At 41.5% G+C, this 18,916-nt stretch carries 14 protein-coding genes and 5 tRNA genes; all 19 read left to right on the top strand.

Annotation, left to right across the window (positions count from 1 at the left end):
- Positions 1–163 precede the first annotated feature (163 nt).
- The 19 genes from AC2G3J_RS18740 to AC2G3J_RS18650 all read left to right on the top strand — a co-directional run bounded on the left by AC2G3J_RS18740 (position 164) and on the right by AC2G3J_RS18650 (position 18,798).
- Entirely contained in the window at positions 164–886 is a 723-nt protein-coding gene (locus AC2G3J_RS18740; RefSeq protein WP_419360878.1) for an FHA domain-containing protein, read from the top strand.
- 93 nt (positions 887–979) lie between these two features.
- Positions 980–1,648: an HAD-IA family hydrolase gene (locus tag AC2G3J_RS18735; protein WP_336952381.1), complete on the top strand. Its 669-nt coding sequence runs from the start codon at positions 980–982 to the stop codon at positions 1,646–1,648.
- A 131-nt stretch (positions 1,649–1,779) separates the two neighbouring features.
- Positions 1,780–3,273, top strand: a complete 1,494-nt coding sequence (gene trpE / locus AC2G3J_RS18730; RefSeq protein ID WP_419326984.1) for an anthranilate synthase component I — start codon at positions 1,780–1,782, stop codon at positions 3,271–3,273.
- A 98-nt stretch (positions 3,274–3,371) separates the two neighbouring features.
- Positions 3,372–3,447: transfer RNA gene (locus AC2G3J_RS18725), tRNA-Thr, on the top strand.
- Positions 3,448–3,500: 53 nt separating this feature from the next.
- Positions 3,501–3,584 (top strand) — tRNA-Tyr (locus AC2G3J_RS18720).
- A gap of 33 nt (positions 3,585–3,617) precedes the next feature.
- A tRNA-Gly gene (locus AC2G3J_RS18715) sits at positions 3,618–3,693 on the top strand.
- Positions 3,694–3,704: 11 nt separating this feature from the next.
- Positions 3,705–3,779, top strand: a tRNA-Thr gene (locus tag AC2G3J_RS18710).
- Positions 3,780–3,923: 144 nt separating this feature from the next.
- The gene (gene tuf, locus AC2G3J_RS18705; protein WP_004723653.1) at positions 3,924–5,114 is read left to right on the top strand and encodes an elongation factor Tu; all 1,191 of its coding nucleotides are present in this window, start codon (positions 3,924–3,926) and stop codon (positions 5,112–5,114) included.
- Between the two features lie 50 nt (positions 5,115–5,164).
- Positions 5,165–5,240: transfer RNA gene (locus AC2G3J_RS18700), tRNA-Trp, on the top strand.
- 74 nt (positions 5,241–5,314) lie between these two features.
- Positions 5,315–5,755, top strand: a complete 441-nt coding sequence (gene secE / locus AC2G3J_RS18695; protein ID WP_004718489.1) for a preprotein translocase subunit SecE — start codon at positions 5,315–5,317, stop codon at positions 5,753–5,755.
- A gap of 7 nt (positions 5,756–5,762) precedes the next feature.
- On the top strand, positions 5,763–6,296 hold the full coding sequence (nusG, locus tag AC2G3J_RS18690; protein ID WP_004718486.1) for a transcription termination/antitermination protein NusG: 534 nt from the start codon (positions 5,763–5,765) through the stop codon (positions 6,294–6,296).
- Positions 6,297–6,413: 117 nt separating this feature from the next.
- Positions 6,414–6,842, top strand: a complete 429-nt coding sequence (rplK, locus tag AC2G3J_RS18685; protein ID WP_004718484.1) for a 50S ribosomal protein L11 — start codon at positions 6,414–6,416, stop codon at positions 6,840–6,842.
- Positions 6,843–6,845: 3 nt separating this feature from the next.
- The gene (gene rplA / locus AC2G3J_RS18680; RefSeq protein WP_004718482.1) at positions 6,846–7,541 is read left to right on the top strand and encodes a 50S ribosomal protein L1; all 696 of its coding nucleotides are present in this window, start codon (positions 6,846–6,848) and stop codon (positions 7,539–7,541) included.
- A 361-nt stretch (positions 7,542–7,902) separates the two neighbouring features.
- Entirely contained in the window at positions 7,903–8,409 is a 507-nt protein-coding gene (gene rplJ / locus AC2G3J_RS18675; RefSeq protein ID WP_336952377.1) for a 50S ribosomal protein L10, read from the top strand.
- A gap of 48 nt (positions 8,410–8,457) precedes the next feature.
- On the top strand, positions 8,458–8,823 hold the full coding sequence (gene rplL / locus AC2G3J_RS18670; protein WP_004818508.1) for a 50S ribosomal protein L7/L12: 366 nt from the start codon (positions 8,458–8,460) through the stop codon (positions 8,821–8,823).
- 304 nt (positions 8,824–9,127) lie between these two features.
- Positions 9,128–13,216, top strand: a complete 4,089-nt coding sequence (gene rpoB / locus AC2G3J_RS18665; RefSeq protein WP_004718475.1) for a DNA-directed RNA polymerase subunit beta — start codon at positions 9,128–9,130, stop codon at positions 13,214–13,216.
- A 145-nt stretch (positions 13,217–13,361) separates the two neighbouring features.
- Complete coding sequence (gene rpoC / locus AC2G3J_RS18660) at positions 13,362–17,555, top strand: DNA-directed RNA polymerase subunit beta' (protein WP_336952374.1); 4,194 nt, start codon at positions 13,362–13,364, stop codon at positions 17,553–17,555.
- A gap of 83 nt (positions 17,556–17,638) precedes the next feature.
- A complete protein-coding gene (locus tag AC2G3J_RS18655; protein ID WP_336952372.1) occupies positions 17,639–18,211 on the top strand; it encodes a hypothetical protein in 573 nt (190 codons plus the stop codon).
- Between the two features lie 230 nt (positions 18,212–18,441).
- Entirely contained in the window at positions 18,442–18,798 is a 357-nt protein-coding gene (locus tag AC2G3J_RS18650; RefSeq protein ID WP_336952370.1) for a YMGG-like glycine zipper-containing protein, read from the top strand.
- The last annotated feature ends 118 nt before the right edge of the window (positions 18,799–18,916 follow it).

The raw sequence follows: 18,916 nt of genomic DNA, 5'->3' as shown, positions 1-18,916 counted from the left end.
AGTGCTTCTAATCACATGCTTTATTTGATATTTAAAATAGTTTGTTAAAGTATTGTGGTGTGTTCTGTTGTGGCATGAACAAAATAAAACTTGGTTTTGCGCTGATTTAGTACTGTAGAAATGTCATGCTAAGATAGACTTGAATTAGAATGGGAAGATAATCATGACTTGGAAATTACAAGCAATTACAGGTGAGTTAGAAGGGCAGGAAGTCACGATCGATCGTGATATGCTGGTTGGTCGCCATCAAGATGCAGACCTGTTATTACAAGCTGCGGAAATTTCACGTCGCCATGCTGCATTTTTATTAAAAGAAGATGCGCTTTGGGTTCAAGATCTAAAGTCATCTAATGGTACATTTGTGAATGATATCCGTATCGATCAAGATAAACTGTTGATGGATGGTGATATTGTTCAATTTGCCAGTGTTAAATTTAATGTACTTGCACCGGTAAAACCTGTTGTTCTGCAAACTGAACATGCAGCGCATGAGGATGAAGTTCAACCCGTTGTAGCTTCACTAGAAACGCCAGTTCAACAACCAGCAGAGGCTGTGGCGACTGCTGAAATCAAACCAGCTACCCCCGTAGAACGTACAGTGGCAGATCAGATGAATGAACAGGGTATGCCTGAGCTTTCAGAACGAGATAGCAGTGTTCAAATCAACCGTGAAGGTATGCCCTCTGGTGTAGCAATCCCTAAACCTGCCCCAATTCCAGAAGGTGTGGATATTCATGCGGCTACACAGCTCAAAGTAGAGCAGGTCAAAGCACCTGAATTTGTGGCAGACGAACATGTTGAAACCCAGAAAAATGCAAAGTTAGGTTTGGCAACACTGGTGATTTTGATCATTTTGGCAATTATTGCATGGCTATTGTTCAAATAATTGGCAAATGCGCTAAACTCAAGGCATGCAATCGCATGCCTTTGTTTTTTGTATTTTCGTTTTTAAATTTAAAACTCGATTTAGGTGTAAATCATGAATGTGGCAAAGCTAGACCAACGCGAACTGATTTTATTTGATTTGGATGGGACCTTGGTTGATTCAGCATTTGATTTATATCGTGCCATGAATTTAAGTCTAGCGCGTTTGAACTTACCCCACGTCACTGAACAACAGGTTCGGGTTTGGATTGGTAAAGGCACTTCATTATTTTGTGAAAGTACATTGAAGTATTTAAAAGGTGAAGTGGATCCTGTACTGCATCAACAGCTTTTAGATACATTCTTGGAAATTTACAATGCAGAGCCTTGTGTCGATACCAAGCCATTCTCTGGAATTTTAGAATTTTTAGAATGGGGAATTAAAAACAATAAGAAATTGATTTGTGTGACCAATAAACCAGAGCAACCCGCACGAAAAATTCTAGAAGACTTGCAAATGGATCACTATTTTGTCGATGTAATAGGTGGTGATCGTTTTGAAGTGCGTAAACCACATCCAAAACCATTATTGTATTGTGTTGAAACTTATCAGTCATCAACTGACAAAACCTTGATGATCGGCGATTCAAGTAATGATGTGGAGGCTGCACGCCGTGCAGAGGTTGATTGTATTGTGGTCAGCTATGGTTATAATCACGGTGAAGATATTCAACTCTGTCAGCCACAACAAGTAGTGGATGATTTAACAGAGCTTTTGGCTTAATACCTGTATATTTAAATTGTTGCGAAAAAAAGGGAAGAGGAATGAATAGCAAACGCACTTTTCGATGGCGTCACTAAGTGAAATGCAGAGACATCCATACTTAGTATTATCGAAAATAGAGAGAATTCCTGATGACAACCTTAGCGCAGTTTGAACAATTAAAATCAGCGGGTTATAACCTTATCCCCGTATATCGCCAACGCTTAGCCGATACGGATACGCCATTATCTGTATTTGCACGTTTAAAACAGCATCAACAAGCTTATCTTTTTGAATCTGTTGAAGGTGGCGAAAACTGGGCAAGATATTCAATTATTGGACTGGGTGAGTCAATCGTATTTTCCTGTAATGCAGGACAGCTCACGATAAAATCGGTAGATGGCTCGATAGATACCCAGCCATGCGCAGATCCATTTCAATATATCCGCGATTTTCAAGCGCAGTTTAAAGTACCCACACAACAAGATTTACCTGCACTGCCTAATTTTACCGGCGGCTTGGTGGGTTATTTTGGTTATGATGCAGTACGCTATATTGAGCCACGGTTAAAGAATGTGCCTGAGGCAGATCCAGTTGGACTACCTGATTTATGGATGATGTTATCTAAAACCGTCATTGTATTTGATAACTTAAAAGATACTTTGTTTTTAATTGTGCATGCAGATGTTAATGATAAAGAGGCTTATGCCAAGGCTCAGCAACAGCTGGATGAGATTGAGGCATTATTGGCTATGCCAATTAGCTTGGTTGCCAAAAAACATAGCGCTCCGCATTTTGAGTCACTGACTGGACACGACAAATTCCTTGAATCGATCGAGAAAGTTAAAGAATACATTCGTGCTGGTGATGTAATGCAGGTTGTCCCTGGGCATCGTATGGTGTCGGATTTTGATGGTGAGCCCTTACAGGTTTATCGTGCATTACGACATCTCAATCCATCACCGTATTTATTTTTGGTACAAGGGCAGACCCTTTTAGATCAAAAGCCGTTCCATATCGTCGGATCTTCACCGGAAATTCTTTCTCGACTGGAAAATGGGATCGCGACTGTACGTCCGCTTGCAGGTACACGTCCACGAGGAAAAACCAAAGAAGAAGATTTGGCACTTGAAAAAGATTTACTTTCCGATGAAAAAGAGATTGCGGAACATTTAATGCTGATTGATTTAGGTCGTAATGATGTGGGGCGTGTCTCGAAAATCGGTAAAGTGCAAGTGACTGATCAAATGGTGATCGAACGTTATTCACATGTCATGCATATTGTTTCCAATGTACAAGGTGAAGTGTTGGATGATGTCGATGCTTTGGATGTTTTTAAGGCAACTTTTCCAGCAGGGACGCTTTCAGGTGCGCCAAAAATTCGTGCAATGGAAATTATTGACGAAGTTGAGCCAGTAAAACGTGGAATTTTTGGTGGTGCAGTGGGTTATTTGGGTTGGCATGGTGAAATGGACATGTCGATTGCGATCAGAACTTGTGTTATTCGTGAAAATAAGGTCTATGTACAGGCTGGCGCAGGCTTGGTTGTCGATTCAAATCCTGAATCAGAGTGGAATGAAACCCAAATAAAAGCTCGCGCAGTGATCAAAGCGGTTGAATTATCGTCAAACGGATTGATTTTATGAGTTTTTGAGGTTTTTTTTGCAAAAAACACTTGCAAGGATTCTGAGTTTTGCTAAACTGCACACCGTTCCGATACGAAACGTACGAAACACTAAGAAACGCCGGCATAGCTCAGTTGGTAGAGCAACTGACTTGTAATCAGTAGGTCCACAGTTCGAATCCGTGTGCCGGCACCATCTTAAGGTTTTGTGTTATAATGTTGAAGAACGACACTGAAAGTAAGTGTAAAGGTGAGATTCCCGAGCGGTCAAAGGGAGCAGACTGTAACTCTGCCACGAAAGTTTCGAAGGTTCGAATCCTTCTCTCACCACCATTACTTCGATAAGTGGTTAATTACCAACATTAAGCGGGAGTAGCTCAGTTGGTAGAGCGGTAGCCTTCCAAGCTACATGTCGCGAGTTCGACCCTCGTCTCCCGCTCCATCGAAGATGATGCTCTTATAGCTCAGTGGTAGAGCACTCCCTTGGTAAGGGAGAGGTCTCGAGTTCAAATCTCGATAAGAGCTCCAGATACAATTTGGTAGATTATTCTACACCAGTTTCTCAAAAGCAGGCTTATTAGTCTGCTTTTCAAGTATTAGGTGTCTAGTTTTTTAGACGATTGTCGATGCTGAGTTGTTTAACTCGTGTTCGACATAAACGAGGAAGAGCAAATGGCTAAGGCTAAGTTTGAACGTAATAAGCCACACGTAAACGTGGGTACAATTGGTCACGTCGACCATGGTAAAACAACTTTAACTGCTGCAATTGCAACAATTTGTGCAAAAACTTACGGCGGTGAAGCTAAAGACTACGCAGCAATCGATTCTGCACCAGAAGAAAAAGCACGTGGTATTACAATTAATACTTCACACGTAGAATACGATTCTCCAATTCGTCACTACGCTCACGTAGACTGCCCAGGTCACGCCGATTATGTTAAAAACATGATCACTGGTGCTGCTCAGATGGATGGTGCGATCCTTGTATGTGCTGCGACTGATGGTCCAATGCCACAAACTCGTGAACACATCCTTCTTTCTCGCCAAGTAGGCGTACCTTATATTCTTGTATTCCTTAACAAGTGTGACCTTGTTGATGATGAAGAATTACTTGAATTGGTAGAAATGGAAGTTCGTGAACTTCTATCTACTTATGACTTCCCAGGTGATGACACGCCTATCATCCGTGGTTCAGCACTTGCTGCACTTAATGGTGATGCTGGTCAATATGGCGAATCAGCTGTACTTTCACTTGTTGAAGCGCTTGACTCTTATATCCCAGAACCAGAACGTGCTATCGATAAAGCATTCTTGATGCCAATCGAAGATGTATTCTCTATTTCTGGTCGTGGTACAGTGGTAACAGGTCGTGTAGAGTCTGGTATCGTTAAAGTCGGCGAAGAAGTTGAAATCGTTGGTATTAAAGATACAGTTAAAACAACTGTAACTGGCGTAGAAATGTTCCGTAAACTTCTTGACGAAGGTCGTGCGGGCGAGAACTGTGGTGTTCTTTTACGTGGTACTAAGCGTGAAGACGTACAACGTGGTCAAGTACTTGCTAAACCAGGTACAATCAAGCCGCACACTAAATTCGACGCAGAAGTATATGTACTTTCTAAAGAAGAAGGTGGTCGTCATACTCCGTTCCTTAACGGTTACCGTCCACAGTTCTACTTCCGTACAACTGATGTAACTGGTGCAATCCAATTACAAGACGGCGTTGAAATGGTTATGCCAGGTGACAACGTTGAAATGTCAGTAGAACTTATCCACCCAATCGCAATGGACCCAGGTCTACGTTTTGCGATCCGTGAAGGTGGTCGTACAGTTGGTGCTGGTGTAGTTGCTAAAGTAACTGCATAACCGCTAATATGTTTATTCTAACCGAGAGTTTAGGCTCTCGGTTTGTTTATAGGTCAGTAGTTCAATTGGTAGAGCGTCGGTCTCCAAAACCGAATGTTGGGGGTTCGAGTCCCTCCTGACCTGCCATTTTTTAAATAAAAAACTTGATGTCGGCTAAACTGGTCATATAATAAGTCGCGAAACCTACGACGAGTACAAAAATGTCGAATGATAAATCACGTGACGCAATGGGCGGCGCGGCAATTCCTCAAAGCAACAATTCTGCTGAAATGGTGAAGACAAGTTCTCCATTTGATTTTATTTTGTGGATCATTGCATTGGCTTTATTTGGCGGTGCGTTGATGACAAATCAATATCTTCCAGCGTATTGGGCACCTGCAAATAGTGTCTGGGTGCGTATTGGGGTAATTTTAGCTTGTATCATCGTAGCTTTAGGTTTATTATACGCCACCCATCAAGGCAAAGGCTTTGTTCGTTTGCTTAAAGACTCTCGTATCGAATTGCGTCGAGTTACATGGCCTACGAAACATGAAACAGTAACCACTTCATGGCAAGTTCTCCTCGTTGTTGTAGTTGCCGCAATTATTTTGTGGTGTTTTGACTATATCATCGGTTGGTTTATGAAGTTTATTATCGGGTAAGAGAGCTATGAAACGTTGGTACATTATTCATGCCTATTCAGGTTATGAAAAACAAGTGATGCGTTCACTTAATGATCGAATCCAGCGTAGCGCTGTTGCTGATAGTTTTGGTGAAGTCCTTGTTCCTACCGAAGAAGTGGTAGAGATGAAGGATGGTAAGAAACGTAAATCAGAGCGTAAATTCTTTCCTGGCTACGTGTTAGTCGAAATGGAAATGAATGATGAAACTTGGCACATTGTTAAAGAATGTCCAAAAGTATTAGGTTTCATCGGTGGTACAGCTGAAAAGCCAGCACCAATTACGCAAAAAGAAGCTGATGCGATTCTTGCACGTGTACACAACAAAGGCGAAGCACCTCGTCCTAAGACGATGTTTGAGCCGGGTGAAGAATTACTTGTTACTGACGGTCCATTCACAGACTTTAAAGGTGTGGTGGAAGAAGTTCAGTACGAAAAATCACGTTTAACGTTGACGATTAATGTATTTAATCGACCAACTCAAGTTGAATTGGAATTTCGCCAAGTCGAAAAAACAATTTAATTTGCACTGTTTGAAAGCGCCCGATTTGTTATGGATCGGGCATTGTTGTTGTAACGGTATCGTTACTTGAAATGTTGGGGAGCTCTAAAAGGCGTTTGTACCCAGAGGTAATTTGAAATGGCTAAGAAGATTGACGGCTATATCAAGCTGCAAGTTCCAGCTGGTAAAGCGAATCCATCTCCACCGATTGGTCCTGCACTAGGTCAACGTGGTGTTAACATCATGGCATTCTGTAAAGAATTCAATGCTGCGACACAAAAAGTTGAACAAGGTCTTCCAATTCCTGTAGTGATCACTGTGTACAACGATAAGTCGTTCACATTCATCATGAAAACTCCACCTGCTGCGATTCTTCTTAAGAAAGCTGCTGGTATCCAAAAGGGTTCTGCTGTACCAAACAAAACTAAAGTTGGTAAGTTGACTCGCGCTCAGTTAGAAGAAATTGCGACTACTAAAGAACCAGATTTAACTGGTGCTGATTTAGACGCACGTGTACGTACCATTGCTGGTTCTGCGCGTTCTATGGGCTTGGAAGTGGAGCTATAAGACATGGCAAAGTTAACTAAACGTCAAAAAGCCATTGCTGCAGCTATTGAAGCAAACAAAGTTTACACTTTGGAAGAAGCAGTACAAGTTCTTAGCAGCCTACCTGCTGCAAAATTCAAAGAATCTTTGGATGTTGCGGTAAATCTAGGTGTTGATCCTCGTAAATCTGACCAAGTTGTTCGTGGCGCGACTACACTTCCTGCAGGTACTGGTAAAACTGTACGTGTTGCTGTGTTTGCTCAAGGCGCTGCTGCTGAAGCTGCTAAAGCTGAAGGCGCGGACATCGTTGGTTTTGATGATCTTGCTGAAAGCATTCAAGCGGGTAACTTAGATTTCGACGTTGTGATTGCTGCTCCAGATGCAATGCGTGTTGTTGGTAAGTTGGGTACGATCCTTGGTCCACGTGGCTTAATGCCAAACCCTAAAGTGGGTACTGTAACTCCTGACGTAGCAACTGCAGTTAAAAATGCAAAAGCTGGTCAAGCACGTTACCGTGTAGACAAAGCGGGTATCATCCATGCTGCGATCGGTCAAGTAGGTTTCACTGCTGAAGCTGTTCGTTCAAACGTTGAAGCGCTTATCGCTGACCTTAAGAAAGCAAAACCTGCGACTTCTAAAGGTATCTACATCCAAAAGATCACTTTGAGCTCAACTATGGGTCCTGGTCTTGTTGTTGATGTACAAAACGTTTCTAAATAATTATTTTTCAATAATTATATTGAGATAAAAGAATTTTAAAGTCCTGAGTGAAATTTGAAGTGTTACTTCAAATTTTACGCAAGAAAGAGTGATGACTTCTATTGAGGTTGAGCTTTTCTTCTTGTGGATTGATAAAGCATTGCTTTGTTAATCATCAGGCGGACTTTGAATTGATAGATGTAAATTTATCAGCGTCAAAGACCTCAGGCGAGGGGAGTCTTCGGATTCGCTTCTTAAAATACCAGTCTGAGTAGACGCGGTGGTGTGATTGATTCCTCCTCCGCGTGTAAGTCAAGAGATTGATTTACGAATTGGGAGTGCAGTCCGTGGATTGCATAAATCACCGTTAGGAGGTTTTACAATGGCTCTTCTTATCGAAGACAAAAAACAGATCGTTGCGGAAGTAAATGAAGTTGCTTCTACCGCGTTTGCTGCTGTTGTTGCTGACTACCAAGGTTTAACAGTTGAACAATTGACTACACTTCGTGTTGAAGCTCGTAAGTTAGGTGTTAAGACACGTATCGTGCGTAACACTTTGGCTAAACGTGCTTTCGAAGGTACTCAATTTGATATCTTAGACGAAAACCTTGTTGGTCCAACTATTCTAGCTTTTTCAACTTCTGAAGATGACATGGGCGCAGCTGCTCGCTTGTTTGAAGAATTTGCTAAAACTAACAAAGCATTTGAACTTAAAGCTGCTGCATTTGATGGCAAACTTTATCAAGGTGCTGAAGTTAGCGTTATCGCGAATCTTCCGAACCAAGAAAAAGCACTTACTATGCTTGCCAATGTTCTTCAAGCTCCTATTTCGAAATTGGGTCGCCTTATTACAGCGCTCAAAGAGAAAAACGAGTCAGAAGCTGCATAAGCTTAATAAATTTCACACACCATTCAATATCCATTTGGAGTTATTCTCATGGCTTTAACTAACGAAGAAATCTTAAACGCAGTTGCTGAAAAAACTGTTCTTGAACTTGTTGAACTTATCTCTGCTTTCGAAGAGAAATTCAATGTATCAGCTGCTGCTGTAGCTGTAGCTGCAGGTCCTGCTGTTGCTGCTGCTGAAGAGCAATCAGAATTCAATGTTGAATTGACTTCTTTCGGTGCTAACAAAGTTGCTGTAATTAAAGCAGTACGTGAAGTTACTGGTCTTGGCTTGAAAGAAGCTAAAGACTTAGTTGAAGGCGCTCCTTCAAATCTTAAAGAAGGCGTTTCTAAAGAAGAAGCTGAAGAACTTAAGAAAAAACTTGAAGAAACTGGTGCTACAGTTACTGTTAAGTAATTTCGCTAGGGGTCGAATTTTAATTTGACCCCAAAAATTGGCTGATGGCTCTTGGGTCATCAGCCTTTTTGCGTTACAATAACCGGCTCGATTTTAGATTGATTGGTAGAAAAACCATCAATTTTTAAAATAAATAAACATAATCAAACGCTTACCAATATTTTTCCACTTTAAAAATATTGTTAAGCGTTTTGTACCACTGAAATTTGCAGCATTTGTATAAAAGTGGTGGTCATATCGACCTGCGTAATTCCTTCTAAGTTCGTTCTGCAGGCGGACTTAGTTTACTTTCCGAGGACTCCAGATGGCATACTCATATACCGAAAAGAAACGGATCCGTAAGAATTTTGGTAAATTGCCCCAAGTCATGCATGCTCCGTACCTGCTCTCGATTCAAGTCGACTCGTACAGAACATTCTTGCAAGATGGCAAAACTCCAAAAAATCGCGAAGATATCGGTCTCCAAGCTGCATTTCGTTCAGTTTTTCCTATTGAAAGTTATTCGGGCAATGCTGCTTTAGAATTCGTTGAGTATAGTCTTGGTAAACCAGAGTTTGATGTTCGCGAATGTATTCTTCGTGGCTCAACCTTTGCGGCACCAATGCGCGTTAAAATTCGTTTGATCATCAAAGATCGTGAAACGAAATCTATTAAAGACGTACGTGAACAAGAAGTGTACATGGGTGAAATGCCACTCATGACTGAGAATGGTACCTTTGTCATCAATGGTACTGAGCGTGTAATCGTATCTCAATTACACCGTTCACCAGGCGTATTCTTTGACCATGATAAAGGTAAAACGCATTCAAGCGGTAAAGTGCTTTATTCAGCACGTATTATTCCTTATCGTGGTTCATGGTTAGATTTTGAGTTTGATGCTAAAGATTTAGTCTTTGTACGTATTGACCGTCGTCGCAAATTGCTTGCGACTGTTGTGTTACGTGCATTGAGCTATAGCAATGAACAAATTCTGAATATGTTCTACGAAAAAGTACCTGTATATCTTGATATGGGTAGCTATCAGATTGACCTTGTGCCTGAACGTCTTCGTGGTGAAATGGCTCAATTTGATATCGTGGACAATGATGGTAAAGCCATTGTTGAACAAGGTAAACGTATTAATGCTCGCCATGTACGTCAAATGGAAGCTGCTGGTTTAACTAAACTTCCAGTTCCAGATGAATATTTGTATGAGCGTATTACTGCTGAAGATATCGTGCTTAAAGATGGTGAAGTGATTACTGCTAACACTGTATTAAGTCATGAGATTTTGGTCAGAATTGCTGAAGGTGGTATTAAACAATTTAATATCCTGTTCACCAATGACATCGATCGCGGTTCTTTTGTTGCTGACACCTTACGTGCAGATACAACATCTGGCCGTGAAGAAGCACTTGTAGAAATCTACAAAGTGATGCGTCCAGGTGAGCCACCAACGAAAGAAGCGGCTGAAAACTTATTCAATAACTTATTCTTCTCTACAGAGCGTTATGATTTATCGCCTGTGGGTCGTATGAAGTTTAACCGTCGTTTGGGTCGTCCTTACGAAGTGGGTACAGATCAGAAGTCTCGTGAAGTAGAAGGTATTCTTTCTAACGATGACATTATCGATGTACTGAAAACATTGGTAGAAATTCGTAACGGTAAAGGTGAAGTCGACGATATCGATCACTTGGGTAACCGTCGCGTACGTTCTGTTGGTGAAATGACAGAAAACCAATTCCGTGTTGGTTTGGTTCGTGTTGAGCGTGCTGTTAAAGAGCGTTTAAACCAAGCTGAAACAGATAACTTGTCTCCACAAGATTTGATCAATGCGAAACCAGTTGCTGCTGCAATCAAAGAATTCTTTGGTTCAAGCCAATTGTCACAGTTTATGGATCAAAACAACCCATTGTCAGAAATTACACACAAACGTCGTGTATCTGCGCTTGGGCCTGGTGGTTTGACACGTGAACGTGCGGGCTTTGAGGTACGTGACGTACATCAAACTCACTATGGTCGTGTATGTCCAATTGAAACGCCTGAAGGACCAAACATTGGTTTGATCAACTCGCTTTCTGTTTATGCAAAAGCGAACAACTTCGGTTTCTTGGAAACACCATACCGTCGCGTTGTTGATGGTCGTGTAACAGATGATGTTGAATATTTATCTGCAATTGAAGAAGTTGGTACTGTGATTGCACAGGCCGATTCGGCATTGGATAAAGATGGACATTTAACTGAAGACTTCGTTTCAGTACGTCACCAAGGTGACTTCGTTCGTATGCCGCCTGAAAAAGTGACGCATATGGATGTATCGGCTCAACAGGTTGTCTCTGTCGCTGCATCTCTTATTCCATTCCTTGAACACGATGATGCTAACCGTGCCTTGATGGGTTCAAACATGCAACGTCAGGCTGTTCCTACATTGCTTGCTGATAAACCACTTGTGGGTACCGGCATGGAAGCAAACGTAGCGCACGACTCTGGTGTATGTGTGATTGCGAAACGTGGTGGACGCATTGAGTTTGTAGATGCATCACGTGTGGTTATTCGTGTCAATGAAGATGAAATGATCGCGGGTGAAGCAGGTGTAGATATCTACAACTTGATCAAATACACGCGTTCAAACCAAAATACATGTATTAACCAAAAAGTGCTTGTGAGCATGGGCGATAAAGTCGGTCGTGGTGACGTTCTTGCTGATGGTCCATCAACTGATGGTGGTGAATTAGCACTAGGTCAGAACATGCGTGTCGCGTTCATGACTTGGAATGGTTATAACTACGAAGACTCGATTTTATTATCTGAACGTGTTCTTCAAGAAGATCGTTTAACTTCAATTCATATTCAAGAATTATCATGTGTTGCACGTGATACGAAGTTAGGTGCGGAAGAAATCACTGCCGATATTCCTAACGTAGGTGAAGCAGCGTTATCTAAACTTGATGAATCAGGTATTGTTTATATCGGTGCTGAAGTTGCAGCGGGTGATATTCTTGTTGGTAAAGTGACACCTAAAGGTGAAACACAATTAACTCCTGAAGAAAAATTACTTCGTGCAATCTTTGGTGAGAAAGCGGCAGACGTTAAAGATTCATCTTTACGTGTTTCTTCAAGCGTTAAAGGTACAGTCATCGACGTTCAAGTGTTTACACGTGACGGTATCGAGAAAGATGAACGTGCTCAAGCGATTGAGAAAGCGCAACTTGATGCTTACCGTAAAGACTTGAAAGAAGAATTCAAAATTTTCGAAGAAGCTGCTCGTGAACGTATTATCCGTTTGTTAAAAGGCCAAGAGTCGAATGGCGGCGGTACTACGAAGCGTGGTGATAAGCTATCTGAAGATGTATTGTCTGGTTTAGAGCTTGTTGATCTTTTAGAAGTTCAACCAACAGATGAAGGTATTGCTGAACGCTTAACTCAAATTCAAGTGTTCTTGAAAGAGAAGAGCTACGAGATCGATGAGAAATTTGCTGAGAAAAAACGCAAACTTTCTACAGGTGATGAGCTTACAACAGGTGTCTTGAAAGTTGTTAAAGTTTACTTAGCTGTAAAACGTCGTATCCAGCCTGGTGATAAGATGGCGGGTCGTCACGGTAACAAAGGTGTTGTATCAAACATCTTGCCTGTTGAAGACATGCCGCATGACATCCATGGTGTTCCAGTTGATGTCGTACTTAACCCATTGGGTGTACCATCACGTATGAACGTGGGGCAGATTCTTGAAACTCACTTAGGTATGGCTGCAAAAGGTCTTGGCGATAAGATCGACAAGATGATGAAAGAGCAACGTACTGTTCTTGAGCTTCGTGATTTCTTAGACAAGATTTATAACAAAGTTGGTGGCGAGCAAGAAGATCTTGATAGCTTGACCGATGAAGAAATCTTGGTGTTATCAGGTAACTTGCGTAAAGGTGTTCCTTTAGCTACGCCAGTATTTGATGGTGCAGAAGAGAGTCAGATCAAAGAGTTGCTTGAGCTTGGTGGTATCTCACGTACAGGTCAAACAGTATTGTATGACGGACGTACAGGTGAGCGTTTTGACCGCCCAGTAACTGTTGGTTATATGTATATGCTCAAGTTGAACCATTTGGTTGATGACAAGATGCATGCGCGTTCTACTGGTTCTTATTCACTTGTAACTCAACAACCGCTTGGTGGTAAAGCACAATTCGGTGGTCAGCGTTTCGGTGAGATGGAAGTCTGGGCACTAGAAGCTTATGGTGCTGCTTATACACTTCAAGAAATGCTTACTGTGAAGTCGGATGACGTTGAAGGTCGTACTCGCATCTATAAGAATATTGTAGATGGTAACCATTATATGGATCCGGGTATGCCTGAATCGTTTAACGTATTGACCAAAGAGATCCGTTCTTTAGGTATCAACATTGAACTGAAAAATGGTGACTAAATCCCCCCCATTCCCCCTTTGTTAAAGGGGGGAATGTCCCTTCTTTAAGAAAGAGGGGGTAGGGGAGATGCCAAATCTCAGTGAAAAAACAATATTTGTGACCCAGTCGTAGCCTGAAAAGCGCTTCGACACACGGAGAAAAAAATTGAAAGACTTGCTCGATATCATGCGCAAAAAGACGGATTCAGATGGTCACGCTCCAGTAGAGTTTGACCGTATCCGTATTGGTCTTGCGTCACCAGAAATGATTAAGTCATGGTCTCACGGTGAAGTTAAAAAGCCAGAAACCATTAACTATCGTACGTTTAAACCAGAACGTGATGGTTTATTCTGTGCCAAAATCTTTGGTCCAGTAAAAGATTACGAATGCTTGTGTGGTAAATACAAGCGTATGAAATATAAAGGCGTCATTTGTGAAAAATGTGGCGTTGAAGTAACAACTGCAAAAGTTCGTCGTGAGCGTATGGGTCACATCGAGCTTGCTTCTCCAGTTGCGCATATTTGGTTTTTGAAATCATTACCAAGCCGTATCGGTTTATTACTTGATATGACTTTACGTGATATCGAACGTGTATTGTACTTCGAATCTTACGTGGTCACTGATCCTGGCATGACGCCAATGGAAAAGTACCAACTTCTTAACGATGAAGAATACTTCACAGCGTTAGAAGAACATGGTGATGAATTCAGCGCGAAAATGGGTGCAGAAGCAGTTCAAGATTTGTTGAAAGACATCGATCTTGAAGCTGAAATTTCTCGTTTACGTGAAGAAATTCCGAACACGACTTCAGAAACGAAGCTTAAAAAAGCCTCTAAACGTTTGAAGTTGATGGAAGCGTTCAAAGAGTCGAACAACAAGCCTGAATGGATGGTGATGAATGTACTTCCTGTACTTCCACCTGATCTTCGTCCGTTGGTACCGCTTGAAGGTGGTCGTTTTGCGACTTCTGACTTGAACGATCTTTATCGTCGTGTGATCAACCGTAACAACCGTTTAAAACGTCTTCTTGACCTTGCTGCACCAGACATTATCGTACGTAACGAAAAACGTATGTTACAAGAGTCTGTGGATGCGTTATTGGACAATGGTCGTCGTGGTCGTGCAATTACTGGTTCGAACAAACGTCCGCTTAAATCTTTGGCAGATATGATCAAAGGTAAGCAAGGTCGTTTCCGTCAAAACTTACTTGGTAAGCGTGTCGATTATTCTGGTCGTTCGGTAATTACTGTAGGTCCAACTTTACGTTTACACCAATGTGGTCTTCCAAAGAAAATGGCTCTTGAATTATTCAAGCCTTTTATCTTTGCTAAGCTACAAGCTTCTGGCCAAGCAACAACCATTAAAGCTGCGAAGAAAATGGTTGAGCGTGAAACCCCTGAAGTTTGGGACGTTCTTGCATCTGTAATTCGTCAACATCCAGTCATGTTGAACCGTGCGCCAACACTTCACCGTTTAGGTCTTCAAGCATTTGAACCTATCTTAATTGAAGGTAAAGCGATCCGTTTACATCCACTCGTTTGTGCTGCGTTTAACGCCGACTTCGATGGTGACCAAATGGCGGTTCACGTTCCATTAACACTTGAAGCTCAATTAGAAGCTCGTGCGTTAATGATGTCGACTAACAATATCTTGTCACCTGCAAATGGTGAGCCGATCATTGTACCTTCTCAGGACGTTGTCTTGGGCTTGTATTACATCACACGTGATGCAATCAATGCCAAAGGTGAAGGCATGGTGTTTGCGGATACTCATGAAGTAAACCGTGCACTTGCAACTGGTCAAGTTGACTTACATGCGCGTGTAAAAGCACGTGTGCACCAAACAGTGATTGATGAAAACGGTAACCGTGAGCATCAAACAATTGTTGTAGATACGACGCCTGGTCGTTGCTTACTTTGGGAAGTTGTGCCTGAAGGTATGGATTTCCAACAAATCAACGTTGAGATGACGAAAAAGAACATCTCTAAATTGATTAACTCTTGCTACCGTAAATTAGGTTTGAAAGATACTGTTATCTTTGCTGACCAATTGATGTACTTGGGCTTCCGTCAAGCAACACGTTCAGGTGTTTCTGTGGGTATGGAAGACATGTTGATTCCACCACAAAAACAAGCAATTATCGAAAAAGCAGAAGTTGAAGTTCGTGAAATTGAACAACAATTTGAGCAAGGTTTCGTAACGGCAGGTGAGCGTTACAACAAAGTTGTCGATATTTGGGCGCGTACCAACGACCAAGTTGCGAAAGCGATGATGGATAACTTGTCCTTCACAACTGTTAAAAATAAACAGGGCGAAGACGAGAAGCAAAAATCATTCAACAGTATCTACATGATGTCTGACTCAGGTGCCCGTGGTTCGGCAGCTCAGATTCGTCAGCTTGCGGGTATGCGTGGTTTGATGGCGAAACCAGATGGTTCGATTATTGAAACGCCGATTAAAGCGAACTTCCGTGAAGGCTTGACAGTACTTCAATACTTCATTTCAACACATGGTGCACGTAAAGGTTTGGCCGATACAGCACTTAAAACTGCGAACTCTGGTTACTTGACTCGTCGTCTTGTAGACGTAGCACAAGACTTGGTTATTACAGAGCCAGATTGCGGTACGCTTGAAGGTCTTGTAATGACTCCGTTCATTCAAGGTGGCGACGTTATTGAGCCATTAAGTGTACGTGTATTAGGACGTGTAACTGCTGAAGACGTGAAAAAAGCGGGTTCAGATGAAGTTGTTCTTCCACGTAACACATTGATTGATGAAAAAATCGCTGCATATATTGAAGATGCTGGTGTTGATGAAGTTAAAGTACGTTCAGTTGTAAACTGTGCTTCCACTTTCGGTGTATGTGCGAAATGTTATGGTCGTGACTTGGCTCGCGGTCACTTGGTAAATCCAGGTGAATCTGTTGGTGTTATGGCTGCACAATCAATTGGTGAACCTGGTACACAGTTAACCATGCGTACATTCCACGTGGGTGGTGCTGCAAGCCGAACATCTGCTGCAAATAGCGTACAAGTACGTAATAAAGGTACGGTTCGTTTTCATAACGTTAAAACTGTTCAACATGCTAAAGGCCATTTGGTATCTGTTTCACGTTCAGGTGAGATCGGTATTGCAGATGACTTAGGTCGCGAACGTGAACGTTATAAACTTCCATACGGTGCGTCTATCTTGATTAAAGATGGTCAACCTGTAGAAGGCGGCGGTATTGTTGCGACTTGGGATCCGCATACACATCCATTGGTGACAGAAGTTGCTGGTAAAGCACGCTTCAGCCAAATTTCGGATGGCGTAACTGCAACATCTAAAACTGATGATGCAACGGGTATGACGACTGTTGAAATCTTACCTGTAACAGCGCGTCCTGCTTCTGGTAAAGATTTGCGTCCTGCAATCGTGTTGGATACAACAGATGGCGGCGAACAGTTCTACTTCTTGCCACAGAACACGATCGTTACTGTTCGTGATGGTGAAACGATTGGTGTTGGTGACGTTATTGGTCGTGTACCACAAGAAACTTCACGTACTCGTGATATTACCGGTGGTCTACCACGTGTAGCTGATTTGTTCGAAGCACGTAAGCCGAAAGAACATGCAATTCTTGCTGAAATCTCAGGTGTTGTAAGCTTTGGTAAAGAAACCAAAGGTAAGAACCGTTTAGTGATTACACCAGATGATGGCTCTGAAATTTATGAAGAGTTGATTCCAAAATGGCGTACCATTAACGTGTTTGAAGGTGAGCATGTTAACCGTGGTGAAACCATTTCTGATGGTCCACAAAATCCACATGACATCTTACGTTTGAAAGGTGAAGTTGCATTAACCAACTACATCGTGAACGAAGTTCAAGACGTTTACCGCTTACAAGGTGTAAAAATCAACGATAAGCATATTGAAGTAATCGTTCGTCAAATGTTGCGTAAAGTAGACATTACCGACGGTGGCGATACAAGCTTTATCAAAGGTGAACAAGTGGATTACATCCGCGTTGTGGGTGAAAACCAAGCAGTATTGGCTCAGAACAAATTCCCTGCGAAGTATGAACGTCAATTGATGGGTATTACGAAAGCATCGCTTTCTACTGATTCGTTCATCTCTGCTGCATCGTTCCAGGAAACAACACGTGTGTTAACTGAAGCTGCTGTAACAGGGAAAGAAGATGAGTTACGTGGTTTGAAAGAAAACGTTGTTGTAGGTCGCTTGATTCCAGCTGGTACTGGTCTTGCATACCATTTAGAACGTCGTCGTCAAGAAGCAGAAGCTGCAGAGCATGAGCTTGTAAATGACTTCTCTGAAGTTGATCAAGCATTCTCTCAAGCTTTAAATGAAGATACTTTCTAAGTTAAACAGCTTTTGAAATGAAGAAGACGCCTTAGGGCGTCTTTTTTTATATACTGAGTAGACTCAAGTCATAAGCATTTAAAATGGCAATAAAAATTAGACATACATTGATGGTTTTACTGGCAGTCATGTTGGTTCCCGCCTGTTTGTTGATGTTTTTACCAGCTCAGCCAGAAATGAATTGGCAGCATAATGTATTTCAATTCATCACAGAAAAATTAAAGGTTCAAACGGGAATGTTTGGCCCCTTGGGTTTTTATACAGTATCGATTACTGCATATTTTTCGCTATTGAGCAGCATCTGGGCCGTTTTTTTATTTTGCATGATTTGGCAAGAAGAGCGTGAAACTGCACCTCAAACAACCACTCAGACAATGCAATTTAAGTTGTTGGATGGGGTAATTATGGTTGTATGTGTTATTGGATTTATCTGGTTTAGTTTTTCGATGATGCAATGGCATTTCGCGAAACAAGATATGACCATAGGTTTAGGTCGAAATGGTTATTTATTCCAATCCTTGTATCACTATCAACTTGGTGTTGTCTTTGCTGAACTCTTTTTTATGCTTTTCTTGGTATTCAGCCAGCTGGCAATCTTAATGCTTGTTTATGCAAGTTATCATTTTCTCAAAGAAAAATTTAAAAGAATAGAATGATGCTTTTAGTTTTAAAAATCTTGTGATTAAGTTAATGCTTTATGAGGACATCGTCATTCAATGATAATTTCTTATTAACATGAATGTTATTTAAATTCGACTGTGCATCTTTGATAATTAAAGACTACAAATAGCAACATGAAAATTTAATTTAATCCATAAATTAGTGTTTTCATAAAATCAGTTGTAATTAATTGCATTTGTAAGTTCAGATAGAAAGGATGAATAACATGAAAAAAATAGTAATGACTATGATGTGTGTGAGTTTACCTATTGTGATGCTTACAGGTTGTGAAAACATGTCAGCAAATGATAAGCGTATTACTTCCGCGGCACTTGGTGGTGCTGTTGGTGGTGGTATAGGTAATCATGCTGGTAATGGTGTGGGTGCTGCTGTTGGTGCAGGTGGTGGTGCTGCTGTAGGAAGCAAAGCCAACAATGGTTCAAACCGTAATGCAACATATAGTGGTATAGGTGCAGGTATTGGCTCAGTCATTGGTAAAGGTGTACTCGGCGGTGATGCCGGCGCTGCCATTGGTGGTGCGATCGGTGGTGGTGCTGGTGCTGCAATTGAGCAAAATAAATAGTCGTTAAAACCAAATCAAAATAAGCGCAACGTTTATAACGTCATGCGCTTATTTTTTTATCAATATCTAATTTTAGAAGAGTTCGGCATCTCTTCACTATTACATAATTTATTGACTA

It is taken from the genome of Acinetobacter legionensis (assembly GCF_057165765.1).
The sequence above is the reverse complement of the archived record's forward strand: the minus strand, read 5'-3'. Positions and strand labels throughout refer to the sequence as shown.